Origin of the sequence: Lichenicola cladoniae (assembly GCF_013201075.1) — a bacterium.
Taxonomy (GTDB): domain Bacteria; phylum Pseudomonadota; class Alphaproteobacteria; order Acetobacterales; family Acetobacteraceae; genus Lichenicola; species Lichenicola cladoniae.
This window is the reverse complement of sequence record NZ_CP053708.1, coordinates 970,617-993,837: the sequence shown is the minus strand read 5'-3', so window position 1 is coordinate 993,837 and position 23,221 is coordinate 970,617. Positions and strand designations below refer to the sequence as shown.

Here is a 23,221-nt window from a genome sequence, read left to right as displayed (position 1 = left end):
TGCCGCCGCCCTGATGGATTCGCGCCGGTCGGCGAGAATCCAATGATTAAATAACTTATCTCTTTTTATGTTTCTGTCTTTCTGGGCGGGAATAATATCACAATTTAGGCTTTCAATTCCCGGTGATGAAGTAGTAAAGGTTTGTGGTTGGTCGAGGGCGAACAATGTGGTCGGTCGCAAGCACTTCTCTAGCCTGCCTCGTTGTTCTTGCCGCTGGACTCTATGACATCGCATGGCGACGAATTCCGAACATCCTTCCGGTTTGTCTCATTCTTGTCGGGATCGTCAATCATCTGTTCGATCGGCATCTGGGGCTTTCTGTGGTTCTGGCGACATCGGTATTCGCCCTCTGCTTCATTGCCTGGATGTTCGGTATTCTTGGAGGCGGGGACGTGAAGCTTCTTGCCGCAGCCACGTTTTCGATCCCGGCGAATCGCGTTGCCGACCTGATCCTGGTGACCGCCCTGGCCGGTGGTGTCCTGAGCCTTTGTTATATCGTGATGAGCAGGTTGCTGCCCCGGGTCAGTCCGGTCCGGCCGGCATCGCGGTTACGCCGCATCCTGCGCACCGAGCAACGCCGGATCGTCCGACGCCTTTCGCTGCCTTACGGCGTTGCGATTGCCTGCGGCTCGATCCTCGTCATGACCGTCCACTAGACATGTCCGGCAGATCATGATCGTCCGTATCGTCCTATTCCTGATCATGGCGATCGGGCTTGCGGGCTTCGGCGTGACCGCCTGGATCAGCACGCGCCCCCCTGCCCCGATAGTGGCGGAAATGCCCAAGATCCCACCGACCCAGACAATTCTCGCGGTCAGCCACGATATCCGTGCAGGAAGCCTGCTGGCGACTGGCGACCTCAAGAACCTGGTGATTCCGTCGGGAGCGGTTCCGCGTGGCGCGATCGCCGATACCGCCACGGCGCGCCAGAATCTTTTCGGCAGCATGGTGCGCCGCAGCTTGGCATCTGATCAGCCGATCCTTGGCCAGGACGCATTGCACCCGGGAGACCATGGATTTCTTGCGGCTGTTCTCGGCAGCGGAAAGCTGGCGGTGACCGTTGCGGTCGATGCCGTCAGCGGATCTGCCGGCCTGATCTGGCCGGGCGACCACGTCAACCTGGTGCTGACCCAGACGCTTGACGATCCGAAAATCCCGGCAGGCCATCGCGTGGCGGCTGAAACAGTATTGAGCGACGTTCGCGTGATCGCGATCGACCAGGATCTCATGGAGGGTGCGACCGGCACCAAGACGGCGCAGCCGCAGGCCGGGACGGTAACGCTTGAAGTGACGTCGGACGAAGACGAGAAAGTCGCCGTCGCGGCTCATCTCGGGCGGCTGTCGCTTGCCGTCCTGTCTGCCGGCGGCGTTGCTGCCGCAAGGCCGCTCAGGATCACCTGGGCAAAGGACGTGTCCCCGGCGCTGGCCGCGGATCAGCCCGCGCCGGCATCGGTGCCGCCACCACTCCGGATATTCCGAGGGCAGGCCGACGCGCAGGAGTATCGCTATTGATGGGCCAGCTTCGTTCATCGCGGCGCGCGATCGCGCTTGCCGCCTGCACCGGTGTCGCGCTGGCCACACCGATTGTTTTACCGCAACCCGTCGAAGGCCGCACACGGCATGAGACCGCCCGTTACGTCAGCATGGCTCAGGCCAGGATCGGTCAGCCCGCGGCCCTGACGCTCGAAATGGGCGCCGGAAAGGTGATCGACGTGCACCGGCCGGCGGCGAACGTGTTCGTTGCCAACCCGAAGGTCGTCGACGTGCGACCGGCCAGTCCATCGACCTTTTTCGTGTTCGGCCTGGCACCCGGACGAAGCACGGTGGCCGCGCTGGATGCGTCGGGACGACGCCTCGCCAGCTACGAAGTCGTTGTCCAGCCATCCTCCTTCGCGGCCGGGGAGGGCAAGGCGTTGCTGAACCGGGAACTGCCGGGCAACGATATTTCCGTTCAGACGACCGCCGGCGGTCTCGAGGCAGCGGGAACCGTGGCAACTCCGGAAGATGCGTCCGGCGCGGTGGCGGCGCTGGCAGGCTCACTGCCGAAAGGTGCCACTCTCGACAACCGGACCGGCGTCAATCAATCCGTTCAGGTCCTGCTGCGCGTGCGGGTCGCCGAGATGTCGCGGCAGGTCACCCGCGAGCTCGGCATCAACTGGCAGGTTGCCGGAGCCTATGCTGGCAGGGTCACGAAGACCATGATCGGCGGCGCCTTGCCTTCGGCGACCTATAACGCGGCGTCGGCGCTGATCGGCCTCGGCTACCAGAACAGCGGAACCAGCATCAACGCCATCGTCGACGCGCTGGCGCAGGATAACTCGGCACATCTGCTTGCGGAGCCCGACCTCGTGACCATGAGCGGCCAGCCTGCAGACTTCCTGGTCGGCGGCCAGTATCCGATCCCGGTCAGTTCGTCACTCGGCCAGATCAACGTCACCTACAAGGAGTATGGCGTGAAGCTGGATTTCGTGCCGACGGTGCTCGGCTCGAACCGTATCCTGCTGCACGTCCGGCCCGAGGTCAGTTCGTTGACGACGCAGGGTGCGATCCAGACCGGAACCGGCAACACGGCGATTACCATACCGGCGCTCACCATCCGGCGGGCCGACACCACCGTCGAACTCGGCTCCGGCCAGAGTCTGGCAATCGCCGGGATGCTGCAGAAAAACTATACCCAAACTGATTCCGGGATCCCTGGCCTGAGCGATATTCCGGTCGTGGGAAGCCTGTTCAGGAGCGATAATTTCTCCCATAGCGAAACCGAGCTGGTGATTATCGTGACACCTTACCTGGTCCAACCGGTCGACGATCCATCGGTGCTGAAGACGCCCGATCAGGATTTCACCCCTCCCAACGACCTGGAGCGCATTTTCCTGCTACGGCAGACATCGCTGACCGGCAGAGCGGACAGTCGCGCAGATCATGTCTTTCCCGCCGATGCCGGGTTCATCGTGAAGTGATGACCGGGTTTCCTCGCGTCGCATTGGCGACGCCGATCCTCCTGCTGATGGGATGCAGCGTGTTCGACCCGACGGTTCGGGAGGGTACCCTGAAGGTCGACAACACCCCGACGATCAACGCCGCCAGCATGATCGCCAACCCCTACGACATGCAACGCGGGCATGGCTCCACGATCGCGGATGGGCAAATGGCCGCTGCCGCGGTCGATCGGGCGAGATCCGACAGCTTGAAGCCGTTGATGTCGTCGGCGGACGGCGCCGTCGCCTCAACTTCATCCGGCAGTGTAACCGGCGGCATCGCCCCCGCTACGCAATAGGCAACCCAATTGAGCGAAATCCTCACCCAGTCAAACGCCGCGAAAAGCGGCAATACCGAGGCAGAACGCCACGACCGGGCGCCGCTCATGGCGTTCATCGGCGACGGCGAGACCGAGGCGGCACTCCGCGAGGGACTTGCCGACCTGCCCGTCGAGCGCATCGACATACGACGCGGCGGCATCAAGGCGGCGATCGCGGCGCTGCGCAAGACGGCGACGCCGCATGTCCTGATCGTCGATGTCGGCGGCGAGAAGCATCCGCTGACGGCACTTGGCCATCTGTCCGAGGTGGTCGAGCCGGACGTCCGCGTGCTGGTCATCGGCGACGCACACGACGTCGACACCTACCGCCAGATCACGCGGGGGCTGGGGGCGGTCGAATATCTCTCCAAGCCCGTCACCCGCGAGCGGGTCTCGCGGCATTTCCTACCGATCGTGACCGGAGAGCTGCGCGACGACGCCGTCACCACCGGTCGCGTGCTGACCGTCACCGGCGTTGTCGGTGGCGTCGGCGCCACCACGATCGCAGCCAATCTAGCCTGGCATTTCGCCATGGATGCGATGCGCCACACGGTCCTGCTCGACCCCGACCTTCATCTGGGCGATGCGGCCTTGTTGCTCGACGTCAAGGCAAGTCCGGGCCTGCGGGCGGCCCTGGAAGCACCCGACCGGATCGACGCCCTGTTCGTCGAACGCGCAACCCAGCCGATCATGGATGGCGACACATCGACGCGGCTGCATGTCCTGGCCGGCGAGGAGACGTTGTCGAACGCGGTCGATACCGCGCCCGACGCGGCTTCACGGCTGATCGAGGCACTCGGCCGCCGCTACAACATGATCGTCGTGGATGTGCCGGCGGCCCCGGTCACGTTGTATCGCGACCTGCTCAAGCAGTCTCAGCAGCGGATACTCGTCATGCCGCCGACCCTGTCGGGAATTCGCGCGACGCTGCGGTTGCTCGCAATTCCTCAGACCGTGCAAGGCGCCCGCCGGCCGGTGATCGTGTTGAACCGGGTCGGGCTGCCTGGCGGCCTGAACCGCCGGCAGGTCGAGGAAGGACTGAAGATGCCCGTGGACATCGCGATCGCCGACCTGCCGCGTCAAATGGGACAGGCGGCGACCATGGGCATGGCGGCAGCGGCCACCCGCGGCATTTTTCGCAATGCGGTCGCAGAACTGGCGCAACAGGTGGCCTTCATCCGCTTGCTCGACAGCACCATCGCCCCGGAGAAAATTACGGTTCGCGGCGCCAGATGGCATCTGTTCGGAGCAAAGCCGTGACGGGATCGACCATGTTCGGGCGGCGGCGTCTTGGAACGGAGGAGGAGGCACCGGCGGAAGCCATCGCCGAGCGGAAGGGTCCGACCACGGCTATGGGGGCGTCTGCCGCCGCAGCTGTCGCGACTGGGAATGCCTCCGCCCATGCTGCGGCCCTGGCGGATCTCCGGTCCGCCTGCCTTGCGCGCGTCGATCCGGCGGCGATCGGCAATGTGGCGCCGGAGCGGCTGACACGCGAAGTGGAGCGGCTGATTTCCGAGATCGCAACCGATCGACGCATCCACATCAATGCCCGCGAGCAGCGCAGCCTGGCCACCGAGCTGGTCGACGACATGCTTGGGCTCGGACCGCTGCAGCCGCTGCTGGACGACGACAGCATCGCCGACATCATGGTGAACGGCCCGGACAGGGTGTTCATCGAGCAGCGTGGCCGGTTGCGGCTGTCACCCGTCCGGTTCCGCAATGCGGCGCATGTCGCCAACATCTGTCAGCGCATCGCCTCGGCGGTCGGTCGACGCATCGACGAATCCAGTCCGCTGGTCGATGCGAGGCTACGCGACGGTTCGCGCGTCAACATCGTGTTCCCACCGCTGGCACTCGATGGCCCGTACCTGTCGATCCGCAAGTTCGGCAAGCATGCCCTGACGTTCGAGCAACTGGTCGAGAACGGTGCCATGACGGCCGCGATGGCGGAGGTGCTGCAGATCGCCTCCAGCGCGCGGCTCAACATCATCATTTCCGGCGGCACCGGCTCCGGCAAGACGACACTGATGAATGCGCTGTCACGCCTGATCGACCATGGCGAACGCATCGTCACCATCGAGGATGCCGCCGAACTGCGCCTGCAGCAGCCGCATGTGGTGCGTCTCGAGACCCGGCCGCCGAGCCTGGAGGGTGGTGGCGAGATCACCCAGCGCGACCTAGTGCGCAACGCACTGCGGATGCGCCCCGATCGGGTCATCATCGGCGAGGTCCGCGGTTCGGAAGCATTCGACATGCTGCAGGCGATGAATACCGGCCATGACGGCAGCATGTCGACGATCCACGCCAATACGTCGCGCGACGCGCTGACCCGTATCGAGAACATGGTGCAGATGGGCAACATGGGCCTGCCCTCGGCGGCGATCCGGCAGCAGATCGTGAGCGCCGTCGACATGATCATCCAGATCGAGCGTCAGCGCGACGGCGTGCGGCGCCTGGTCCAGATTACCGAAGTCTGTGGCATGGAAGGGGAAGTCGTCATCCTGAACGACATCTTCCGGCGAGAACAGATTGGCGAAGTCGCGGAAGGCCAGTCGAGCGGGCGCTACGAGATCAGCCGGTCGCGTCCGTCCTTCTGGTCGCGACTGGTGGGATTCGGTCTCGACACGGGCTGGACCCAGGCGATGGCCGAGACCGCAGGAGGCTGAACGGTTGAACCTCGCCGTTCTCGGCCTGCTGTCCTGCGTCTGCCTGAGCGGCCTCGCCCTGTCGGCGCTGTTCGTCATGCAGCACCAGGCCCGGCGCGACCGGCTGCAGACGCGCTTCGTCGCTGTTCTCGATCCGCACTCGCGCCCGCGCAACCGAGCCTTGCCGTCCCTGATGCTGGCGGCGCGGCCGGCGACCGACCGATCCCCGGCGACGTTGATACTGAGTGCGTTCGGCATCGATCGGTCGCGGACCGCTCATCTCCCGGTCGCCTGGCCCATCCTGCTGACGGTGTCGCTGGTCGTGGCCCGGGCCCTGATTTTCGTCGTCGATATGATCGTGGGGTCGTGGGGTATCCTGCTGTGGCCGGTGCTGTGGCTCATCGTCAGCCGGAGCGTGTTCGGCTGGTCCGATCGCCGGCACATGCGCGCCCTGTTCAACCAGTTCCCCGATGCACTCGCGATGATCGTGCGCGCGGTACGGATCGGCATTCCGGTCAGCCAGGCAGTCCAGGGGGTTGCCAAAGATTCGCCCCAGCCGACGGCGGGCGAGTTCGCCAAGCTCGCGGACGCCCTGTCCATCGGCAAACCAATCGACGAGGCGATGATCGATCTGGCCGAGCGCAACCGGTTGCCGGAATATCGCTTCTTCGCCGCCGCGCTGACCCTGCAGAACCAGACCGGCGGCGGCCTTGCCACGACACTGGAAAACCTCGCAGACGTGATCAGGCAGCGGGTCTATGCACGCGCCAAAGGCTACGCGCTGGCGGCCGAAGCGCGCATGAGCGCCCTGGTGCTGACAATATTGCCGGTGTTCACCTTCTTCGCGCTTCTCCTGATCAGCCCGGCCTATATCATGCTGCTGCTCAACACCTCCAGCGGCCACAAGGTGTTCGGCGTGGCCCTGGCGCTTCTCGGGATCGGCCAATTCTGCATGCGCACGTTGATCCGAAAGAGCCTGAGTTGAACCAGCTTCTCGCCCAAGGTCTCGTGCTTCTACCCGTCTTCTTCATGCTGATATTGGCGGTCGCGTCGATCGTCCTGTTGCTGACGACCAACCGGCAATCAGACCGGCTGACATTACGCGGCCGCCTGGCCCGGGGCGAAATCGCGGCGCAGGTGGCGACGCGCAAGCGCCGCAGGATGCTCGGGATGATCGGCGATCTGGGCAGTCGTTTTGCCGGAAGCGGCCTGCTCTCCGCCCGGACGGTGCGCGAGCTGGAGCAGACCCTGGCCTCTGCCGGCATCGTGTCCAGCAGGGCTCTCGGCTTCTTCATCGCCAGCAAGGTCATCGCCGCTCTTGCCCTGCCGGCACTCGCCGCCCTGCTGGTCCCCAGGCTGCCGGTACCGGGCATTGTCAGGATTTGCCTGGTCCTGGCCAGCTTCGTCATCGGCCTGCTGCTGCCCGACTATTTTATCCGCCGGCGCCGCAATGCGTATGTCCGGACGCTGGAAGCCGGTCTTGGCGACGCGCTCGATATGATGGTGATCTGTGCCGAGGCCGGGCTGGCGACGGAACCGGCCTTGCTGCGGGTGAGCAACGAGCTCGCACCGGTGCATCCGGCACTGGCGGACGAGTTGATGCGCACGGTGCAGGAACTGCAGATGATGTCGGAGTCGCGGATCGCGCTGCAGAACATGGGCACGCGCTCCGGCGTATCCGGCCTCAAGCGCCTGGCCGCGACCATGATCCAGTCGCTGCATCACGGGACACCGCTTATCCAGGCGCTTCGCACCTTGTCGGTCGAGATGCGCGGCGAGATGCTGCTGCGGTTCGAGGAGCGGGCCGCCCGGTTGCCGACGTTGCTGACGATCCCGATGATCGTTTTCATCCTGCCATGCGTATTTCTCATCGTCGGAGGACCTGCCATGATCCAGGTCCTGCAGCATTTCCACCACTGACCGTGGGAGTCGTACTATTGTTTCGGCGACTGGACATGACGGGCCGACGCTTCGTCAGGATCGTGCCGGGAGCCTTGGCCATGGCCGGGATCCTGGGTCTGGATGGGTGTGCACCGGTGGCGCCGATGCGCGATACACCGTCGCTCGGGGTGGTCGACACCGCACTGGCCAATGGCGCCCCGGAATTCGCGCTGCGCATCGCCCAGACCATGATTGCTAAGAATCCCTCCAGTGAAGCTGCCTGGGTGCGGCAGGGAGATGCCTATGCCGCGATGGGCAACCCGTTCGAAGCGAAAGGCAGTTACCATCGGGCACTCAGCCTGCAGCCGCATTCGACCGGGGCGGAGATGGGCATGGGCCGACTCGCCTTGCGATCCAATCCGACCGAGGCGGCGGAGTGGTTCGGGAAGGTCGTGGAGACGCATCGCGACGATCCGGCAGCCCTGAACGATCTCGGGATCGCCGAGGACCTGCTCGGCCAGCACGCGGCCGCGCAGGTGAACTATCGCAAGGCGCTGAACGCGCAGCCGGATTTGAGCGCTGCCCAGGTCAATCTCGGGCTGTCCCTGGCAGTGTCCGGCCATGCACAGGAAGGTGCCGCGTTGATCCGGCCACTGGCAGAGGGATCGGCGGCGACACCGCGGTCCCGGGAGGACCTGGCCACCGCGCTCCTGCTTTCCGGTCAGGAAAATGCCGCTCGCGCCGTGCTACGCCGGGACGTACCGGAAAACCGGCTGGACGACAGCATCCGGGCACTGCGCGCATTGGGAACAATGCAGGCGGTTCCTGGCTCCTGAACGACGAGACCATGATCAGGATTAATGCTGGATTAACACGAGGCCGGTAAACTAGGCGTTCCTGTCAGATCGTCGACACATGGCCAAGTTCTGCCGCAGCATGAAAAGAATTCAGGCTCGTTCGCTGCTTCGCGACCGTCGCGGCGTGGTTGCCATTATCGCCGGTCTCTGCCTGACGATGATGGTCGGCATGGCGGCGATGTCGATCGACCTCGGTCTCGCATTTTCCCGCCATTCCCAGCTTCAGGGCGCCAGCGACATGGCCGCCCTGTCGGCGAGCTTTTCGGTGTCGCCCGGGGCTACAAGCCAGGTGAACACCGCGGCCGCTACCCAATCGGCTATGAACGCCCTTGCCGGAAACGGTTTTCCGGCCGGGGTCGCAACGTCCACGACCAGTATCGGGAACTACGACTCAAAGAGGGTCGTGGGCTCACGCTTCAGCACGACGGCTCTTCCAGTCAACGCGGTTCATGTCTTCGCTCAGGGAACGTCGCCGGTCATATTCGGCGGTGTGTTCACGAGCGCCTCCACCATGGCTCTCGGTGCGTCGTCCACCGCGACGCGGATCGACCTGGCCGGGCTTACCGCCGGCACCACGCTAATCGGCATTGATAGCAATCAGGCGCAGATCCTGAACGCCGTGCTCGGCAGTTTCCTCGGTACGTCGTTGAACCTGACGCTCGTCTCCTATCAGGGGCTGGCTTCGGCCAATGTGTCGGCGGCGTCGTTGTTGCCGGCACTGGCCACCAAGGCCGGACTGACGACGGGCACCTATGGACAGTTGGCGACCGCCTCGCTTACCGCCGGTCAGATCATCCAGGCCGTGTTATCGGCCGCGACGACCTCCGGAACCGTCAGCGCCACCGCGATCGCGGCGCTGGCGGCGTTACCGGTTTCCACCTCGGTGCCGATCCCGCTGGCGAGCCTGATCGGTTTGGCCGCCTACACGAACCAGTCGATCGGCAGCGCCCTGCCCTCATCGGCGCTCGCCGGAACCATCAACCTCTACAGCCTGGTCACGGCCGCGGCGCAGTTGTCCGGCGGCTCAAGCACAGTTTCCCTGGTGCCCAGCCTCACCCTTCCCACAAATATCGGCGTCGTCAGCATCAAGATGATCGTCGGACAGCCGGCGCAAAGCACTCCGTATCTGACCTTCAGCCCGGTCGGGTCGACCGTCCGGACGTCGCAGGTTCGACTTTACATCACGGTGTCGCTTGCCGGCGTCAACCTGGGCATTCTTAATCTTCTACCCGTGACGCTCCAGGTGCCGATCTATATCGAAGCTGCGAGCGGACAAGCGACCCTGTCGGCAATATCGTGCGGTGCCAACCCTCCGACGGACGCGACTGTCACCGTGGCGGCGCAGACCGGCCTCGCCACGGCCTGGATCGGCACTGTCACGCCGGCGGCATTCGCCAATTTCTCACAGCCGGTCACACCGACGCCTGCGAATTTGGTTACTGTTGCGGGCGTGGTCCCACTCAATCTCAATGTTCTTTCCGGGCCGGACACGGACCTGCAGGGCAGCGCCAACCTGACCTTCACTCAGGCGCAGATCCAGGCCAAGCCACCGGCGTATCAGACCGTCAATTCGACAAGCGGCGCACTGAACACTTCCCTGTTTGCCAACATGCAGATCAGCGGGAATACGCTGCTGCCGACGCAGGCAAACCTGCTGGCTGGGCTGACGCCGCTCCTGACGGTGCCCACCCCGCCCGGAGTGCTCAACACGATCATCGCCGAGCTGTTAGCGGCGCTTGGCATCAAGCTGGGGTCGATGGATGTAACGGTACCCGGGGTCCGCTGCGGCGTTCCGGTTCTCGTGGAGTGAGGGGATAATGATCGCATTGCTTCGCAGCGGGCAGCGGATCTGGACGCGTTTCGACACACGCGGCGTGGCTGCGGTCGAGTTCGCTATCGTCGCACCAGTCCTGTTCGCGCTCGTGCTTGGCATGCTCGCATGGGGGCAGTTTTTCATGGCCGAGATCGCGGTCTCGGCGGCCGCTCAGGAAGGTGCGCGGGCCTCGGTCGCCGGACTGACGGCAACCGAGCGCAGCAGTCTCGCGCTCACCGCCGTCAACAGCGTGATGACGAACTACTCACCATTCCTGGCCATCAGCGGGGTGACGGCGACTGCGGCGCCGGCTGGAACCGGAGCACCTGCATCGGCACTGTTCAGCGTTACCGTGACCTACAGCCTGGGTTCCATGTCGACGACACTCGTGGCGGTGCCGACCGCGTTCCCGACGAGCACAGTGACCGTCTCGATCTCGACCGGTGGCTACTGACAGCTCCGGACAGACGCATGGGACGGCCGGTCTCATAAGCCGGCTGCGCCAAGTGGTTCCTTAACGGATGCGCCGGCCTCTATTGGCAGGCGAAACGATGCGCGCTGTAAGCTTTTCCTGGGCTCCAAATAGTGCCTGCAGGGCCGTTCTGAAGCGGCCGATTTGCTTATCGGTGCGCTTGTCGCTTCACACTCCGATAACTCCGTTCGTCAGGTGTCTGTACTCATAACGTTCGCGTTGCATGAGTGGAGGCCCCGTTACTCCCATGGCACGTGCTGGAAAAAAGACCCTCTGGTTGATTCCGTTAGTGACGACTTGATCGACTACAGCGCGCGCGAGGACAGGAGGTTCTTGATCCGCCCTGCCTTCTGCTCGATGGCGGCCCAGTTGCCCTGCTCGATATCCTGCGGCGTTGCCAGCCAGGAACCACCGACCGCAAAGACGCAAGGCAAGGCGAGCCACTGCGTCGCCGAGAACTCGTCGATCCCGCCGGTCGGGCAGAACCGCGTTTGCGGGAATGGAGCGGCCAAGGCCTTCAGCGCCGCCAGCCCACCGGCAGGCATGGCGGGAAAGAACTTGACGACATGGTAGCCGAGTTCCGCGGCCATCATCAGATCCGACGCGGTCTGGATACCCGGGATCAGGGTTATCCGCGCATCGCGGGCTGCCTTCAGCAGCGCAGGCGTCGCCCCCGGGCTGAAGCTCAGGCCGACGTTCAATCTGTGAGCCAGGGCGACGTCCGCCTCGGTCATGACCGTGCCGAGGGCGACGGTCGCTTCGGGCACCTCGGCCTGGATGAGCGCCACGGCTTCGGCGGCGGCCGGTGTCCGCAGCGTGACCTCCAGGATGTGTATGCCGCCCCTGACCAACGCTCTCGCGAGAAGTACAGCGTCGGAAGCGCGTGAGATCGTCAGTACGGGTATCACCGTCCTGCTCGCAATCAGTGCATCCATGGGATTCATCGCTGTGGCACTCCTACTGCGGCTGCGAGGTAATACGCTGCCGCGTATCCCGCGGGATCAGCGCTCCCCGGGTCTGCACCGAAATCGCGGCAACTTCATGCGCGAACGCCGCCGCCGCCGATGGGACCGCACCCTGGGACCGCGCTGCCAAATATGCTCCGTTGAACGCGTCGCCGGCCCCGGTCGTATCGACAACGGTGTCGACCGTGATGGACGGCACGAACGCCCGGTGCCCATCCCACGCGCACAACGCAGGCGCCGGACCATCCTTGACGATGACCTCGTCGACACCGAGATCGGTGAACCGGTCTGCCGTCATCTCCGGACTCGTGTCCCCGAACAGGTCCGCCTCGTCCGAAAAACTGGGAAGGACGCAGTTGGCGATCCTCGAGAACCTGGTCAGCTCCGCTCGCGCCGTGTCCGCAGATGGCCAGAGCCTCGCACGATAGTTAGGATCCAGGATGATCCTGGTGCCGTTGTCCCGCGCCTTCGATAACGCCCGATAAAGATTGTCCCGCCCGTCCTGCGGAAGAATTGCCAACGTTATGCCGGAGAACAGCGCCTGGTTCGCACCGCGCAACGATGATTCGAGGAGGCCGGGATCATCGGCGAGAGCCGTCGCTGCGGACCCGGAACGCCAGTATGCGAAACTCCGCTCCCCGTCTTCGAGCTTGATGGCGTAGAGACCCACGGATCTGGCCGGGTTTCGTGTGACCGATGACAGATCAAGTCCAGATCCCGCCATGAATTCCAGGAGCTGATCGGAAATCCAGTCGGTTCCGATCGCCGTCGCATAGCGAACCGCATCGTCGGCTGGCGATAGCATTCTGCAGGCCCAGGCTGCATTGAACGTATCCCCAGCGTAACCAAACTTGTAGTTACCATCTCCTGCAGGCGCGATCTCGACCATGCATTCCCCGATAGCGACCAGCACGGCTAGATCGCCGCGGCGCTGAATGCGGTGGGCTCGCAGGTCTTGCCGACATGGAGCATCGCTTGCGCTACCCGCTCGGTCCCAAGTTTTGCGATCGCCAGCTTGCGTCCGCTCACGATCGCCTCGTGCACAGTCACCATGTCGCCGCTCCTCGGCGGTTCGAACGCCATGCCGATCATATCGGCAGGAGCGCGCTGCGGACAGGTCTTGCTGTCAGGCATGATCGTTTTCCTGCATCGCCGCGCGGAGGCGGGTCTGGGCAAGGGGCGGTTGCATGTGTTGGGCCGCAGCGATCAGGGGCGCCAGTCGCCGGCGCTTCTTCTCCGGGTGGTTCTGGGCGATGTCGGCGAGCCTGTGGGCCAGGAACGGATTCAGGAACCGCTCGCGCACCTCGTCCCTGTAGGCACGCGCCTGGTCTTCCAATCCGTCCCGGGCAAAAACGGGAATGACCTCGTCGTTCCAGATCGCCTCGAGTGCGGTGCGCATCGCCGGCCGGCCCATGGCGTCGAGGACGGTGAGATCCACGTCCGGACTCGTCTGCCGCCACATCTCGGCCAGCATCGTATGCCCCAGGTTGAGGATATGAAGCTTCAGGCGTTCATACCGGCCGAGGTCGTCGGTGACGACGATCGCCGGGTGCCGGCAGGGCAGCAGCAGCCCGTCCTGCCGCTCGATCGCCCAGAGGGCGTACGGCTCGGCCACAGCGCCGACCGGGTCCAGCGGTTCGGAGACGATCCGATCGACCAGACTGTTCGCCCAGATGCAGCGGGTCCGGAGATAGGTCACGAACCCGGCCGGCAGGCCCCACACCACCGCAAGCCCGACAACGATGGCCTGGAGTTGCTCGCCGTTCCGGCTGACCAGTTCGCATGGAAACAGCGATAGTGGGTCTTCCGGGCGCACCGTCCAGCGCGCATGCAGCAGGACCAGCAGCTTTGCCGGAAAGCTTTCAGGTGGAGCGGTCTCGTTCGTGACGCAGTCCGGACCATCGGCCGGGTTCAGCGCGAAGCCCTGGTCCCCGGTGTTCGAGACGATGATGTCCGCTTCCGTGACGGCGATCCGTCGCACCTCGCGCCAGTCGGCGGTCGCCTGCAGCGCCCGCCTGACCGAGCGAACCACCACCACGTCGTCGATCCGTTGCCCGTCGCGTATGCCGCGGATCCGTACCGGGTACCCCTCCCCGCGCGCCATGGCGTCGATCCGTCGAGCGCTGGAGGGGCTGGATGTCGTCTGCACCACAGCGATAGTGCCGATCGCCTCTCCCCGATCGAGCGCCTCGGAGACGAACAGGTCGACATGCGCCTGCAGGAAGCGGCTGGTGCCGAACTGCAGGATCGACGAGACCGGACTCATGGGATCTCGATCAGCGCCTTGACGACCCCGTTGGCCGGATCGAGAAGCGTCCCGAAGCTGCCGGCCGCGTCCTGGAAGGTCAGGCGGTGCGTGCACAGCGCGCCTGTCGGGATCGTCCCCGCCCGCATCGACGCCATCACGTGCGCAAAATCCTCGAGCGTAGCATTGCGACTTCCGAGCAGGCTGGTCTCGCGCTTGTGGAATTCGGGATCCGAGAACTTGATCTCGCCGGCAACGATCGAGACCAGCACATAGGTTCCGCCATGCGCGATGAACGCGAACCCGCGTTCCATCGCCTTGGCGTTGCCGGTCGCGTCGAACACCACGTCGAACCCGTTCCCGTCGTTCAGGGACGACAGACGCGCCTCGTCGTCGGGGCCGACCTGCACGGTGGCGGAAACGGCCAGGTGCGCCGCGGCGAAGGCAAGGCGATCCGCCCGTGGATCGAGCATGACGACCGAGGCCCCGGTCTCGATCGCGAAGATCGCCACGGCCAGGCCGATGGGTCCGGCACCGACGACCAGAACCTGCTGGCCGGACACCGGCCGGGCCCGGCGAACCGCGTGTGCGCCGATTGCCAGGAACTCGATCATGGCGGCCTGGTCGAGCGTAATTCCCTCGGCCTTGTGCACGAAACGCTTCGGCACGCTCAGGAATTCGGCCATGCCACCATCGCGATGCACGCCCAAGACCTGGATCCTGCTGCAGCAGTTCGACTTGCCGTGCGTGCATGCGTGGCAGGTCCCGCACGTCAGGTAAGGCACGATGAAGACGACGTCCGACGGGCGCAGGCCGCTATCCTCCGGAGCAGTCTCCACGATCCCTGCGAGTTCGTGGCCCATGACGCGCGGGTAGGACAGATAAGGCTGGTCGCCGGAAAAGATGTGCAGATCGGTTCCGCAGACGCCGATCCGCCTGATCCGGACCAGAACGTCGTCCCGGTCCGGAACCGGGACGGGCCGCTCGACGAGCCGGAGTGTGCCCGGCTGCTCGCACAAGATGACCTGCATGACGCGCTCTCGTTTGCTGCTCGGAGCCGGCTGGTGGTTCGACATTGCCTGATCGAGGATGATCGGCAGATCACACCGCGGTTTCTGGCCTGACCACACGGTTCCAGATATGCCATCTAGAGGCTTTGGCCTTACCAGTCAACCGCGGGGATCGGCGTAGCCGGTAATAACCGATGCGTTTACGGCTGGTCGGTGTTAGCGGTGCCGCGATGGTCGAACTCATAAAACCGGGCGAGCCCAGGCGGCTCTACCAGCAGATCGCGGATCGTGTTCGCGCCATGATCCATGATTTCGAGTTTCAGCCGGGGACCCGCCTGCCTGCGGAACGCGAACTGGCGCAGCAGCTGGGCGTTTCGCGGCCATCGCTGCGCGAAGCGCTCATAGCCCTGGAGATCGACGGAACGGTCGAGGTCCGCATGGGGTCGGGGATCTACGTCTCGGTCGACATCGCGGGGACCGAGGCGCCGCCACGCTGGCTCGGCGAGAGCCCGGCGGAGATCATGCAGGCACGCATCACCATCGAGGGCGGGGTCGCGGCGATGGCGAGCGCCAGGATGACGAAGGAAACGATCGGCGCGTTGCGCACGACGCTCGAGGTGATGGGCGCGCAGAGTGAAGCCGGACAGCGCTCGGTCGAACAGGACAGACAGTTCCACGTGCTGCTGGTTGCCCAATGCGGCAACGCGATCCTGACGCGGATCGTCGGCGAATTGTTCGATGAGCGCCACAATCCGCTGTCGTCCAAGCTGCGCGGTATCGCCGAGACCGCCGAAACCTGGCGTGCGGCGGTGGCCGAACACGAGGCGATCGTACTCGCGCTGGAAGCACGCGATCCCTTGCTGGCCGAAGCGGCCATGCGAATGCACCTGAAGGCGTCGACGGAGCGGTGGTTCGGCATCTGAGCAGGTTGCCGGTCGATCCTGGGGGCGGCTTTTAGTCGGACCGGCACTCACCAGGGTTTCAGGCGAACTGGTCAGACCACTGGACAAGCGGCTGACGACTTGGCTACATCGATCTGACCAGGTTTCCTGACAGGGAAACGGTCGATCCCATCCTGCGGTCGATCGGCCTGGGCAAGCTGCAACAATGCAGCGTTACGACAAAAACCAGAGGATCGGCCCAATGAAGAACGGTTTCCCCATGATGGCGGCCATGGTGGCGGTCGCTCTGGCAACGCCGCCTGCACATGCTGCCACGTCGGACAAGAAGATCGCGCTTTCGAACAACTACGCCGGCAATTCGTGGCGCCAGGCGATGCTTCGGAGCTGGGACAAGGTCACCAAGCAGGCCGTCAGCGAAGGCCATGTTGCTGCGGCCGACTCATTCACCACCGCCGACAAGGAAGTGCCGAGCCAGGCGGCCCAGCTGCAGAACCTCATCCTGCAGGGCTACAACGCCATCGTCATCGATGCAGCCTCGCCGACCGCGCTGAACGGGGCGGTGAAGGCCGCGTGCGATGCAGGCATCACCGTCGTTTCCTTCGACGGCACCGTGGACGAGCCCTGCGCCTACCGGGTGGGTATCGATTATGTCGGCATGGGCCGCGCGCAGGTCGATTACCTCGCCAAGCGGCTGCCGAACGGCGGCAACCTGCTCGAGATCCGCGGCCTTGCCGGGGCGTCGATCGACGACCTGATCCACCAGGGGATCGAAGCCGGGGTCAAGCAACATCCGAACTTCAAGATCGTCTCGTCGGTCACCGGAAACTGGGACGAGGCGACGGCCCAGAAGGCGGTTGCAACAGTCCTGTCCTCGCTCCCGGAGATCGTCGGCGTGGTCGACCAGGGCGGCGACGGCTATGGCGCGGCACAGGCATTCAAGTCCGCAGGACGCGCCGAGCCGATCATCATCATGGGCAACCGCCAGGACGAACTCGCCTGGTGGAAGCAGCAGAAAACCGCCAGCAACTATTCGACCATTTCGGCAAGCATCGCGCCGGGCGGCGTGACCCTGGCGTTCTGGGTGGCGCAGCAGATCCTCGACGGCAAGAAGGTGCCGCACGACATCGTCTTCCCGACATTGTCGGTGACGGACGCCAATCTCGACGCGGCGCTGGCTGCGGCGCCGGTCGGCGGCGTCTACAACACCGAATACAGCCAGGCGGATGCCGTGAAGGCGATCTCGGCCAGCGTGGCGAAATAGCTCCGCATGAACGGCGCCGTCGTGGCTTCCCCGGCACCAACTGGAAACGCCATCATCCACCTCTCGAACGTCACCAAGAGTTTCGGATCGGTCCGGGCTCTCGGCGGTGTCGAGTTCCGGGTATCCAGGGGGGAATGTCTTGGACTTGTCGGCCATAACGGCGCCGGCAAATCGACCCTCATGCACATGCTGGCCGGAACGCTCCGCCCGACCAGCGGCACCATCAGCCTCGATGGGGCAGACCTGAAAGGCTATACGGTCGCTCTGGCCCAGCAGGCCGGGATCCGTTGCGTCTTCCAGGAGCTGTCGCTCTGCCCCAACCTGTCGGTCACCGAGAATACGCGGATGATGCACCGGCATACCGGCGGCTTCGGCTGGCGTCGCAGGTTCGGCAACCTGATCCGTATGCAGCTCGACGCGATCTTTCCAGATCATGGGATCAGCGCCGACGCCATCATTTCCGATCTCTCGATCGGGCGGCGTCAGATGGTGGAAATCGCACGTGCCTTCACGGTTCCGAACACCAGGCTGGTCATCCTGGACGAGCCCACTTCATCGCTCGATGCCAATACCGCTTCGCAGTTGCTCGGCTTCGTCCGCCGGTTCATCGGCGACGGCGGCAGCGTCGTGCTGATCTCGCACATCCTGGGGGAAATACTGGAGAATTGCGATCGGATCATCGTCATGCGCGATGGTCAGGTCTCTGTGGATGCACCGGCCGACAGCTTCGACCGGAGCCGTCTCGTGCAGGCGATGGGAAGTGCCCATGCCCGGACAAGGGAGTCCCTGGCGTCGAGCACCGACCGGGCCCAGGGGCCGGTGATGGTGCGCGCTCGTCCGAAATTCCAGCGGGACGAAACGGCGGTCGTTGCCCGCGAGGGGGAGGTCATCGGCCTGGCGGGGTTCTCGGGCCATGGACAGACCGAAATCCTGGTCGAGGTGTTCGAGGCGGCCGGACGGCGGACCACGCGCACCGAGGCCGCGTCCAGCGTGGCGCTGGTGGCTGGGGATCGACAGCGGGACGGCGTGTTCCCGCTCTGGTCGATCGCGCAGAACATCACGGTTCGGTCCCTGGCCGCCCTGCGGCAGGGTCCGCTCCTCTCGCCGGATCGCGAGCTGGCGATGGCCACCCTGTGGAAGACGCGCATCGGCATCCGGACGCCCGATCTCAACAATCCCATTCTGTCATTGTCCGGCGGAAACCAGCAGAAAGCCCTGTTCGCACGGGCACTGGGATCGGATGCGCGTATCGTCGTGATGGACGATCCCATGCGCGGGGTCGATATCGGAACAAAGATGGACGTGTACGACCTGATCCGGAGCGAGGCCGCGGAAGGACGGACGTTCCTGTGGTACACCACCGAGCTCGAGGAGCTCGAAAACTGTGACCATATCTATGTTTTCCGCCATGGACGGATCGTCGCCGATTTTGCCCAAGGCGACCTCAGCGAGCAGCAACTGATCGACGCTTCGTTCCGGGAGGCCACATGAGCGAGCAGGCCTCGAACCTGACGATCCTGGGCAGGACACCCGCCAGCCTTGGCCGCAGCGCGCTGCCGGTGGTATCGCTGGCGCTCGTCATCCTCGCGATCGCCTATTTCAATCCGCACGCGATCAGCTATTTCGGCTTCAACCTGATGCTGAACCTCGGCGTCCCGGTTGCCCTCGCGACCATCGCGCAGATGCTGATCATCACGGTCAACGAGCTCGACTTGTCGATCGGCGCGTTCGTGAGCTTTACCGGATGCGTCGTCGCGACCTGGCTGCCGACGAAGCCGGCGATCGGCTGGGCCATCCTGCTCGCCTCTGTCGTCGCCTACGCCCTGATCGGCGCGCTGATCCACCTGCGCCGGGTCCCGTCGATCGTGGTTACGCTCGGCATGAGTTTCGTCTGGCTCGGCCTGGCCATCCTGATCCGGCCGACGCCGGGAGGCACCGCGCCCAGCTGGCTCCACGCCCTCATCTCGGTTCGCGTTCCCTATGTGCCTTTCCCGATCGTTGCCGCCATCGTGGTCGGCATCGTGGTCCATGTCGGATTGATGCGCAGCTCCTATGGAACGATGCTCCGCGGGGTCGGCGGGAACGCGGCGGCGCTGCAGCGTGCGGGCTGGTCCGTGCTCAAGGCAAAGATGGTCGTCTATGCGCTTGCCGGGGTGTTCGGCGTGTTGTCGGGCATGGCGCTCGTCGGCATTTCCACCTCGGCCGACGCCAACATGGCGAACGGCTATACCCTGCTGTCCATTGCAGGAGCGATCCTCGGCGGCGCCGAATTCGTAGGCGGACGCGTCTCGCCGATCGGTGCGATCCTCGGCGCGCTGACGCTGCAGCTTACCGCCGTGGCGCTCAACTTCTTCCATCTACCGGCCTATCCCTCGTTCCGGATCCCGCAGGAATGGCAGGTCGGTGCACAGGGGATCATCCTGATCCTGATCCTTGCCTTGCGGGCGCTCATGAACAGGGGCGAGCGATGATCGGCCTTTCTCCTGCTGCGCTGGTAAAACAGGCGAACACACGGCCCTGGATCTGGTCGTTCCTGATGGCGGCGCTGGCGTGGTTCCTCGCTATCCTGGTCGCGCATGGCAGCGGCGCCGGCAGCATGCTGTCCACCGCCCTCGCCTTTTCGGTCTTCACCGTGGTGGTGGGGATCGGCCAGATGTTCGTCATCACGCTGGGCCCAGGAAATATCGATCTTTCCCTGCCGGCGAATATCGGTCTGTCCGGTGCTGTCGCGATGCAGGTCATGGATGGCATAGACAGCCGGATCGCGCTCGGCCTGGCAGCCGCGACCGGGGTCGGTATCCTGATCGGGCTCTTCAACTACGCCCTGATCCGCCTGCTCCGGATCCCGCCGATCATCGCCACGCTTTCCGCGAGCTTCGTCCTGGTGTCGCTGGGGATCAGCTATGGCCGCGGTCTACAGATCAAGCCGCCGCCGGCCCTGGCGACAATGACCGTCGCCCGTATCGAGGGCGTCCCGGTGATGGCGGTGGCCGCGCTCATCCTGACCATCCTGGCAAGCGTCATGCTGCATAGAACGGTGTTTGGGCGGTCCGTCCTGGCGATCGGCCAGAACATCCGGGCTGCACGGCTGGCCGGCATCACGGTGGGCCGGGTGCGACTGCTGACCTATGTGTTGTGCGCGGTGCTTGCCAGCCTCTGTGGAACCTTGCTGGCCGGCTTCACCGGTGGCTCCTCGCTCGACATGGGCTCGGAGTATCTCCTCAGCTCGATCGCTGTCGTGGTGATCGGCGGTACTGCGGTGGCCGGCGGCGCTGCGAACCTTCCGGGCATATGGGGGGCTTCGCTGTTCCTGTTCATGGTGGTGACGCTGCTCAACGGGTCCGGGTTCGGCGCTGGCGGCCGGGACGTGATGACCGGAGCGATCATCATTGCGGTCATTGTCGTCGCCGGGGGACGTACGGCGCTTCGCTGAGCGCAGGTAAGGTAAGGTAAGCTAAGGCGACATGTCAGAGGCTACCCAGCCCTGGGTCCCCAAGGCATCTCGGCCCGACCGCCTTATCTATCGCGGAAGAATGAACCGATAGATCCCACCGGTCCCCTTCAGCAGGCCGTAGAGCTCGCCGTTTCGATCTTCACCAATACGAAAGTCCGATCGGGTCTTTTCGCCGATCGGCGACGTGCTTAGCGAGGTGTAGGACACACCGTGATACAGAAACTGAAGAGAATACAGATCCATAGCGGCCGATAACGGCCCATTCGCATTGATGGCGAAGAGCTTGCCTTGGACAAAATCGCCGAATACATAAAATCCGCGATAGTTCGGGGCGAACGAACCCTGGTAGATAAACCCGCTTCCTACGCCGCTTGCGACTGTCTTTCCATCACGCGCTTCATCACTATGATCGTATTCCGCGATTGGATAGGCATAGCCTTTCTTGGCATCATCCGCAGGGAGCGGATAGTCGAGATAGTCTCTCTTGCCGCCCGGGCTACCAACAGCGACGCCAGTCGCAAATGTTCCCTCGCGCAAGGACCAACCGTAGTTGGCACCCCTGGCTCCAAGATTGACTTCCTCGACCTGGTTCTGACCGATATCGTCGATGAACATCCGCCCCTGACCACCGATCTCCCAGCTGAACTGCTGTGGGTTCCGGAGGCCATAGGCCCAGATAAGCGGTCCCGCCGACGCAATCTTCCGAAAAGGGTTGTCGCTCGGGATCGTATATTTCGCTCCATTGGCGCCTGCCAACGGATTGATCCGGAGGATCTTGCCGAGCGGCGTGGTGAGGTTCTGGCCATTATTGCGTGGATCGTTCTCACCGCCGCCATCACCGAAGCCGATGTAAAGATTCCCGTAATCGTAAGTGCCAAACGTCGCATTCGGATTGAAGCGGATGACTCCGCCATTATGGTTACTGGCGTATCTCCCTACACGCAGCACTTCACGCGAGGTGCCCGTGAACGCACGCGAATACGGGTCGCTCGCCGTCCACTCACGGATCACCTGATGATGATCGCCGGCGTCGCTCGCAAGAAAGTCGGGCGTGCCACTTGTCTTCGAGGCACTGAATGCCGTGTAGAACTTGCCATACCCTGGCTTGGTCGGATCACCTGAAAAATTCGGATGAAATGCCAACCCCACGAATCCTTCCTCGCTCGACGAAGAGACAAGAGAAAGCTTCTGGGCGCGGAGATCCAGGTAGGTCGTGACCTTGAAGCCATCGGCAGAAACTCGATAGATGATCCCTCCCTGGTCGACAACCAGGAGATCTGTGGTGTTATCCGGGGCCGGCATAAGGAAATTGACCCGTGCCGGGGAACCGTTCGACTCTTTTGGAAGAGTCGCAAAGTCCTCCAACTCGATCACCGCGCCCGTAAAGGTCGCCTTTGGGAGTAAAGGCTCGTAAAGTGGCGTCGGCGCTGAGTTTGCGAGACCATGTCCGGAAAGTAGCGTGATGATACTAATCACGGCAGTTGAAGAGCAGCGGGCGAGACTCATCATCTTTTTCTCTCCGGATCGGACCGCATCTATCTGAGATGCTTTCGCAGGCCTCCTATAGCCCTTTCCTAGGAGTTACCGAGTCTCAAGAACGGGTCTGCGTTTTTTGGCGATCAGGGATACTGCCTCGCTTACGCCAATATGATCAGAATTAGCTATCCTCCGTGACACGTGTTTCTGCCGAAACTGGGAAGCGCTGGCATCCGTGCAAGCCAGCTCAGCTCAAGCCTGCTCGAACGGCTAAAGCTTGATCTACTCATGTTTTTGTCAGGTCTACCAGAAGTCCAGGCGATTTGATTCTGAGACTGCTTCTTACGCTCATTCAGACATCGGCTGGATCCGTCTCCATATGCCGCCATCCAAGGCAACGTGGTAAACGACGTTGGGTAATGCCAATATGCCGGTATATGAACGTGTTATGTAATGTGGTTGATCCATCACCTTCCATAGCTCGTTACTATCTTGATGAGCTGTCATCTCCAGATACTTACTTTGGATCGGTCGTAGAAGCTTTTGATGAACCAATTCTATCACATGCATCACGCCGATCCGTCCGAAGTGCTGGGTGCGCACGCTTTCCATGACAATATCTTATGATTCACAATCGCCCTGAACCACGGCATCGGGATCCGCGCCGCCTGCTCCTACTGCGCTGAGAGCTTGACACCGGACACGATCGCACGCGAGCTTGGCCTGAACCGAACGCGCGTGCTGCGCATGCTGGCCGCCGCTAGGTAGGACGACATGTATGTCCGCCCGCTCCATGCCGCCATACCTCAAGCGCAACGTACAGAAGTTCGCGTCGCCGATCCGGTGCCTCCGGCAGACAGCAGCCACCGACGTTCAAACTTGACGCTGCACGAGCAAGCTCAAGACACTCGCTGTAAATAGCTGGTGAACGAGAGCACACTG

The 23,221-nt window shown here is 63.6% G+C and carries 23 protein-coding genes; 16 read left to right on the top strand and 7 right to left on the bottom strand.

Annotated features, from left to right (window positions below):
• Window positions 1-164 precede the first annotated feature (164 nt).
• The 11 genes from HN018_RS04455 (at window position 165) to HN018_RS04405 (ending at window position 10,948) form a co-directional block, all read left to right on the top strand.
• Window positions 165-656: an A24 family peptidase gene (locus HN018_RS04455; RefSeq protein ID WP_171837513.1), complete on the top strand. Its 492-nt coding sequence runs from the start codon at window positions 165-167 to the stop codon at window positions 654-656.
• A gap of 16 nt (window positions 657-672) precedes the next feature.
• The gene (cpaB, locus tag HN018_RS04450) at window positions 673-1,512 is read left to right on the top strand and encodes a Flp pilus assembly protein CpaB (RefSeq protein ID WP_171837512.1); all 840 of its coding nucleotides are present in this window, start codon (window positions 673-675) and stop codon (window positions 1,510-1,512) included.
• Complete coding sequence (locus HN018_RS04445) at window positions 1,512-2,960, top strand: type II and III secretion system protein family protein (protein WP_171837511.1); 1,449 nt, start codon at window positions 1,512-1,514, stop codon at window positions 2,958-2,960. The genes cpaB and HN018_RS04445 overlap by 1 nt, the downstream gene beginning before the upstream one ends.
• Complete coding sequence (locus HN018_RS04440; protein ID WP_171837510.1) at window positions 2,960-3,277, top strand: hypothetical protein; 318 nt, start codon at window positions 2,960-2,962, stop codon at window positions 3,275-3,277. The genes HN018_RS04445 and HN018_RS04440 overlap by 1 nt, the downstream gene beginning before the upstream one ends.
• Window positions 3,278-3,286: 9 nt before the next feature.
• The gene (locus tag HN018_RS04435) at window positions 3,287-4,558 is read left to right on the top strand and encodes a cellulose synthase operon protein YhjQ/BcsQ (protein WP_171837509.1); all 1,272 of its coding nucleotides are present in this window, start codon (window positions 3,287-3,289) and stop codon (window positions 4,556-4,558) included.
• Entirely contained in the window at window positions 4,555-5,964 is a 1,410-nt protein-coding gene (locus tag HN018_RS04430) for a CpaF family protein (RefSeq protein ID WP_239479009.1), read from the top strand. The genes HN018_RS04435 and HN018_RS04430 overlap by 4 nt, the downstream gene beginning before the upstream one ends.
• Window positions 5,965-5,968: 4 nt before the next feature.
• Window positions 5,969-6,928: a type II secretion system F family protein gene (locus tag HN018_RS04425; RefSeq protein WP_171837508.1), complete on the top strand. Its 960-nt coding sequence runs from the start codon at window positions 5,969-5,971 to the stop codon at window positions 6,926-6,928.
• Complete coding sequence (locus tag HN018_RS04420) at window positions 6,925-7,863, top strand: type II secretion system F family protein (protein WP_171837507.1); 939 nt, start codon at window positions 6,925-6,927, stop codon at window positions 7,861-7,863. The genes HN018_RS04425 and HN018_RS04420 overlap by 4 nt, the downstream gene beginning before the upstream one ends.
• Window positions 7,864-7,898: 35 nt before the next feature.
• Complete coding sequence (locus HN018_RS04415; protein ID WP_171837506.1) at window positions 7,899-8,660, top strand: tetratricopeptide repeat protein; 762 nt, start codon at window positions 7,899-7,901, stop codon at window positions 8,658-8,660.
• A gap of 79 nt (window positions 8,661-8,739) precedes the next feature.
• Complete coding sequence (locus HN018_RS04410) at window positions 8,740-10,491, top strand: TadG family pilus assembly protein (RefSeq protein ID WP_171837505.1); 1,752 nt, start codon at window positions 8,740-8,742, stop codon at window positions 10,489-10,491.
• A 7-nt stretch (window positions 10,492-10,498) separates the two neighbouring features.
• A complete protein-coding gene (locus HN018_RS04405) occupies window positions 10,499-10,948 on the top strand; it encodes a TadE/TadG family type IV pilus assembly protein (protein WP_171837504.1) in 450 nt (149 codons plus the stop codon).
• 323 nt (window positions 10,949-11,271) lie between these two features.
• Here HN018_RS04405 and eda read toward each other — a convergent pair whose 3' ends face one another.
• The 5 genes from eda to HN018_RS04380 are packed head-to-tail and all read right to left on the bottom strand — an operon-like array spanning window position 11,272 to window position 15,207.
• On the bottom strand, window positions 11,272-11,910 hold the full coding sequence (eda, locus tag HN018_RS04400) for a bifunctional 4-hydroxy-2-oxoglutarate aldolase/2-dehydro-3-deoxy-phosphogluconate aldolase (RefSeq protein WP_204259671.1): 639 nt from the start codon (window positions 11,908-11,910) through the stop codon (window positions 11,272-11,274).
• 13 nt (window positions 11,911-11,923) lie between these two features.
• Complete coding sequence (locus HN018_RS04395; protein ID WP_171837503.1) at window positions 11,924-12,844, bottom strand: sugar kinase; 921 nt, start codon at window positions 12,842-12,844, stop codon at window positions 11,924-11,926.
• Between the two features lie 2 nt (window positions 12,845-12,846).
• A complete protein-coding gene (locus HN018_RS04390) occupies window positions 12,847-13,065 on the bottom strand; it encodes a hypothetical protein (protein ID WP_171837502.1) in 219 nt (72 codons plus the stop codon).
• Window positions 13,058-14,197 (bottom strand): mannitol dehydrogenase family protein, encoded by a 1,140-nt coding sequence (locus HN018_RS04385; RefSeq protein ID WP_171837501.1) that lies wholly within the window; start codon window positions 14,195-14,197, stop codon window positions 13,058-13,060. The genes HN018_RS04390 and HN018_RS04385 overlap by 8 nt, the downstream gene beginning before the upstream one ends.
• Window positions 14,194-15,207 carry a zinc-binding alcohol dehydrogenase family protein gene (locus HN018_RS04380; RefSeq protein WP_171837500.1) on the bottom strand — a complete coding sequence of 338 codons (1,014 nt, stop codon included), beginning with the start codon at window positions 15,205-15,207 and terminating at the stop codon, window positions 14,194-14,196. The genes HN018_RS04385 and HN018_RS04380 overlap by 4 nt, the downstream gene beginning before the upstream one ends.
• A gap of 173 nt (window positions 15,208-15,380) precedes the next feature.
• Here HN018_RS04380 and HN018_RS04375 point away from each other — a divergent pair, with 173 nt between their 5' ends.
• The 5 genes from HN018_RS04375 to HN018_RS04355 all read left to right on the top strand — a co-directional run bounded on the left by HN018_RS04375 (window position 15,381) and on the right by HN018_RS04355 (window position 20,782).
• Window positions 15,381-16,109, top strand: coding sequence for a FadR/GntR family transcriptional regulator (locus HN018_RS04375; RefSeq protein ID WP_204259670.1), 729 nt, complete (start codon window positions 15,381-15,383; stop codon window positions 16,107-16,109).
• A 220-nt stretch (window positions 16,110-16,329) separates the two neighbouring features.
• Window positions 16,330-17,349, top strand: coding sequence for an ABC transporter substrate-binding protein (locus HN018_RS04370; protein WP_171837499.1), 1,020 nt, complete (start codon window positions 16,330-16,332; stop codon window positions 17,347-17,349).
• Between the two features lie 6 nt (window positions 17,350-17,355).
• Window positions 17,356-18,840: a sugar ABC transporter ATP-binding protein gene (locus tag HN018_RS04365; RefSeq protein WP_171837498.1), complete on the top strand. Its 1,485-nt coding sequence runs from the start codon at window positions 17,356-17,358 to the stop codon at window positions 18,838-18,840.
• The gene (locus HN018_RS04360; RefSeq protein WP_171837497.1) at window positions 18,837-19,820 is read left to right on the top strand and encodes an ABC transporter permease; all 984 of its coding nucleotides are present in this window, start codon (window positions 18,837-18,839) and stop codon (window positions 19,818-19,820) included. Before HN018_RS04365 ends, HN018_RS04360 begins: the two co-directional genes overlap by 4 nt.
• Window positions 19,817-20,782 carry an ABC transporter permease gene (locus tag HN018_RS04355; protein ID WP_171837496.1) on the top strand — a complete coding sequence of 322 codons (966 nt, stop codon included), beginning with the start codon at window positions 19,817-19,819 and terminating at the stop codon, window positions 20,780-20,782. Before HN018_RS04360 ends, HN018_RS04355 begins: the two co-directional genes overlap by 4 nt.
• 87 nt (window positions 20,783-20,869) lie before the next feature.
• Here the strand turns inward: HN018_RS04355 and HN018_RS04350 are convergent, their stop codons facing one another.
• Entirely contained in the window at window positions 20,870-22,312 is a 1,443-nt protein-coding gene (locus tag HN018_RS04350) for a PQQ-dependent sugar dehydrogenase (protein WP_171837495.1), read from the bottom strand.
• A 315-nt stretch (window positions 22,313-22,627) separates the two neighbouring features.
• A complete protein-coding gene (locus HN018_RS04345; RefSeq protein WP_171837494.1) occupies window positions 22,628-22,891 on the bottom strand; it encodes a hypothetical protein in 264 nt (87 codons plus the stop codon).
• Window positions 22,892-23,221 lie beyond the last annotated feature (330 nt).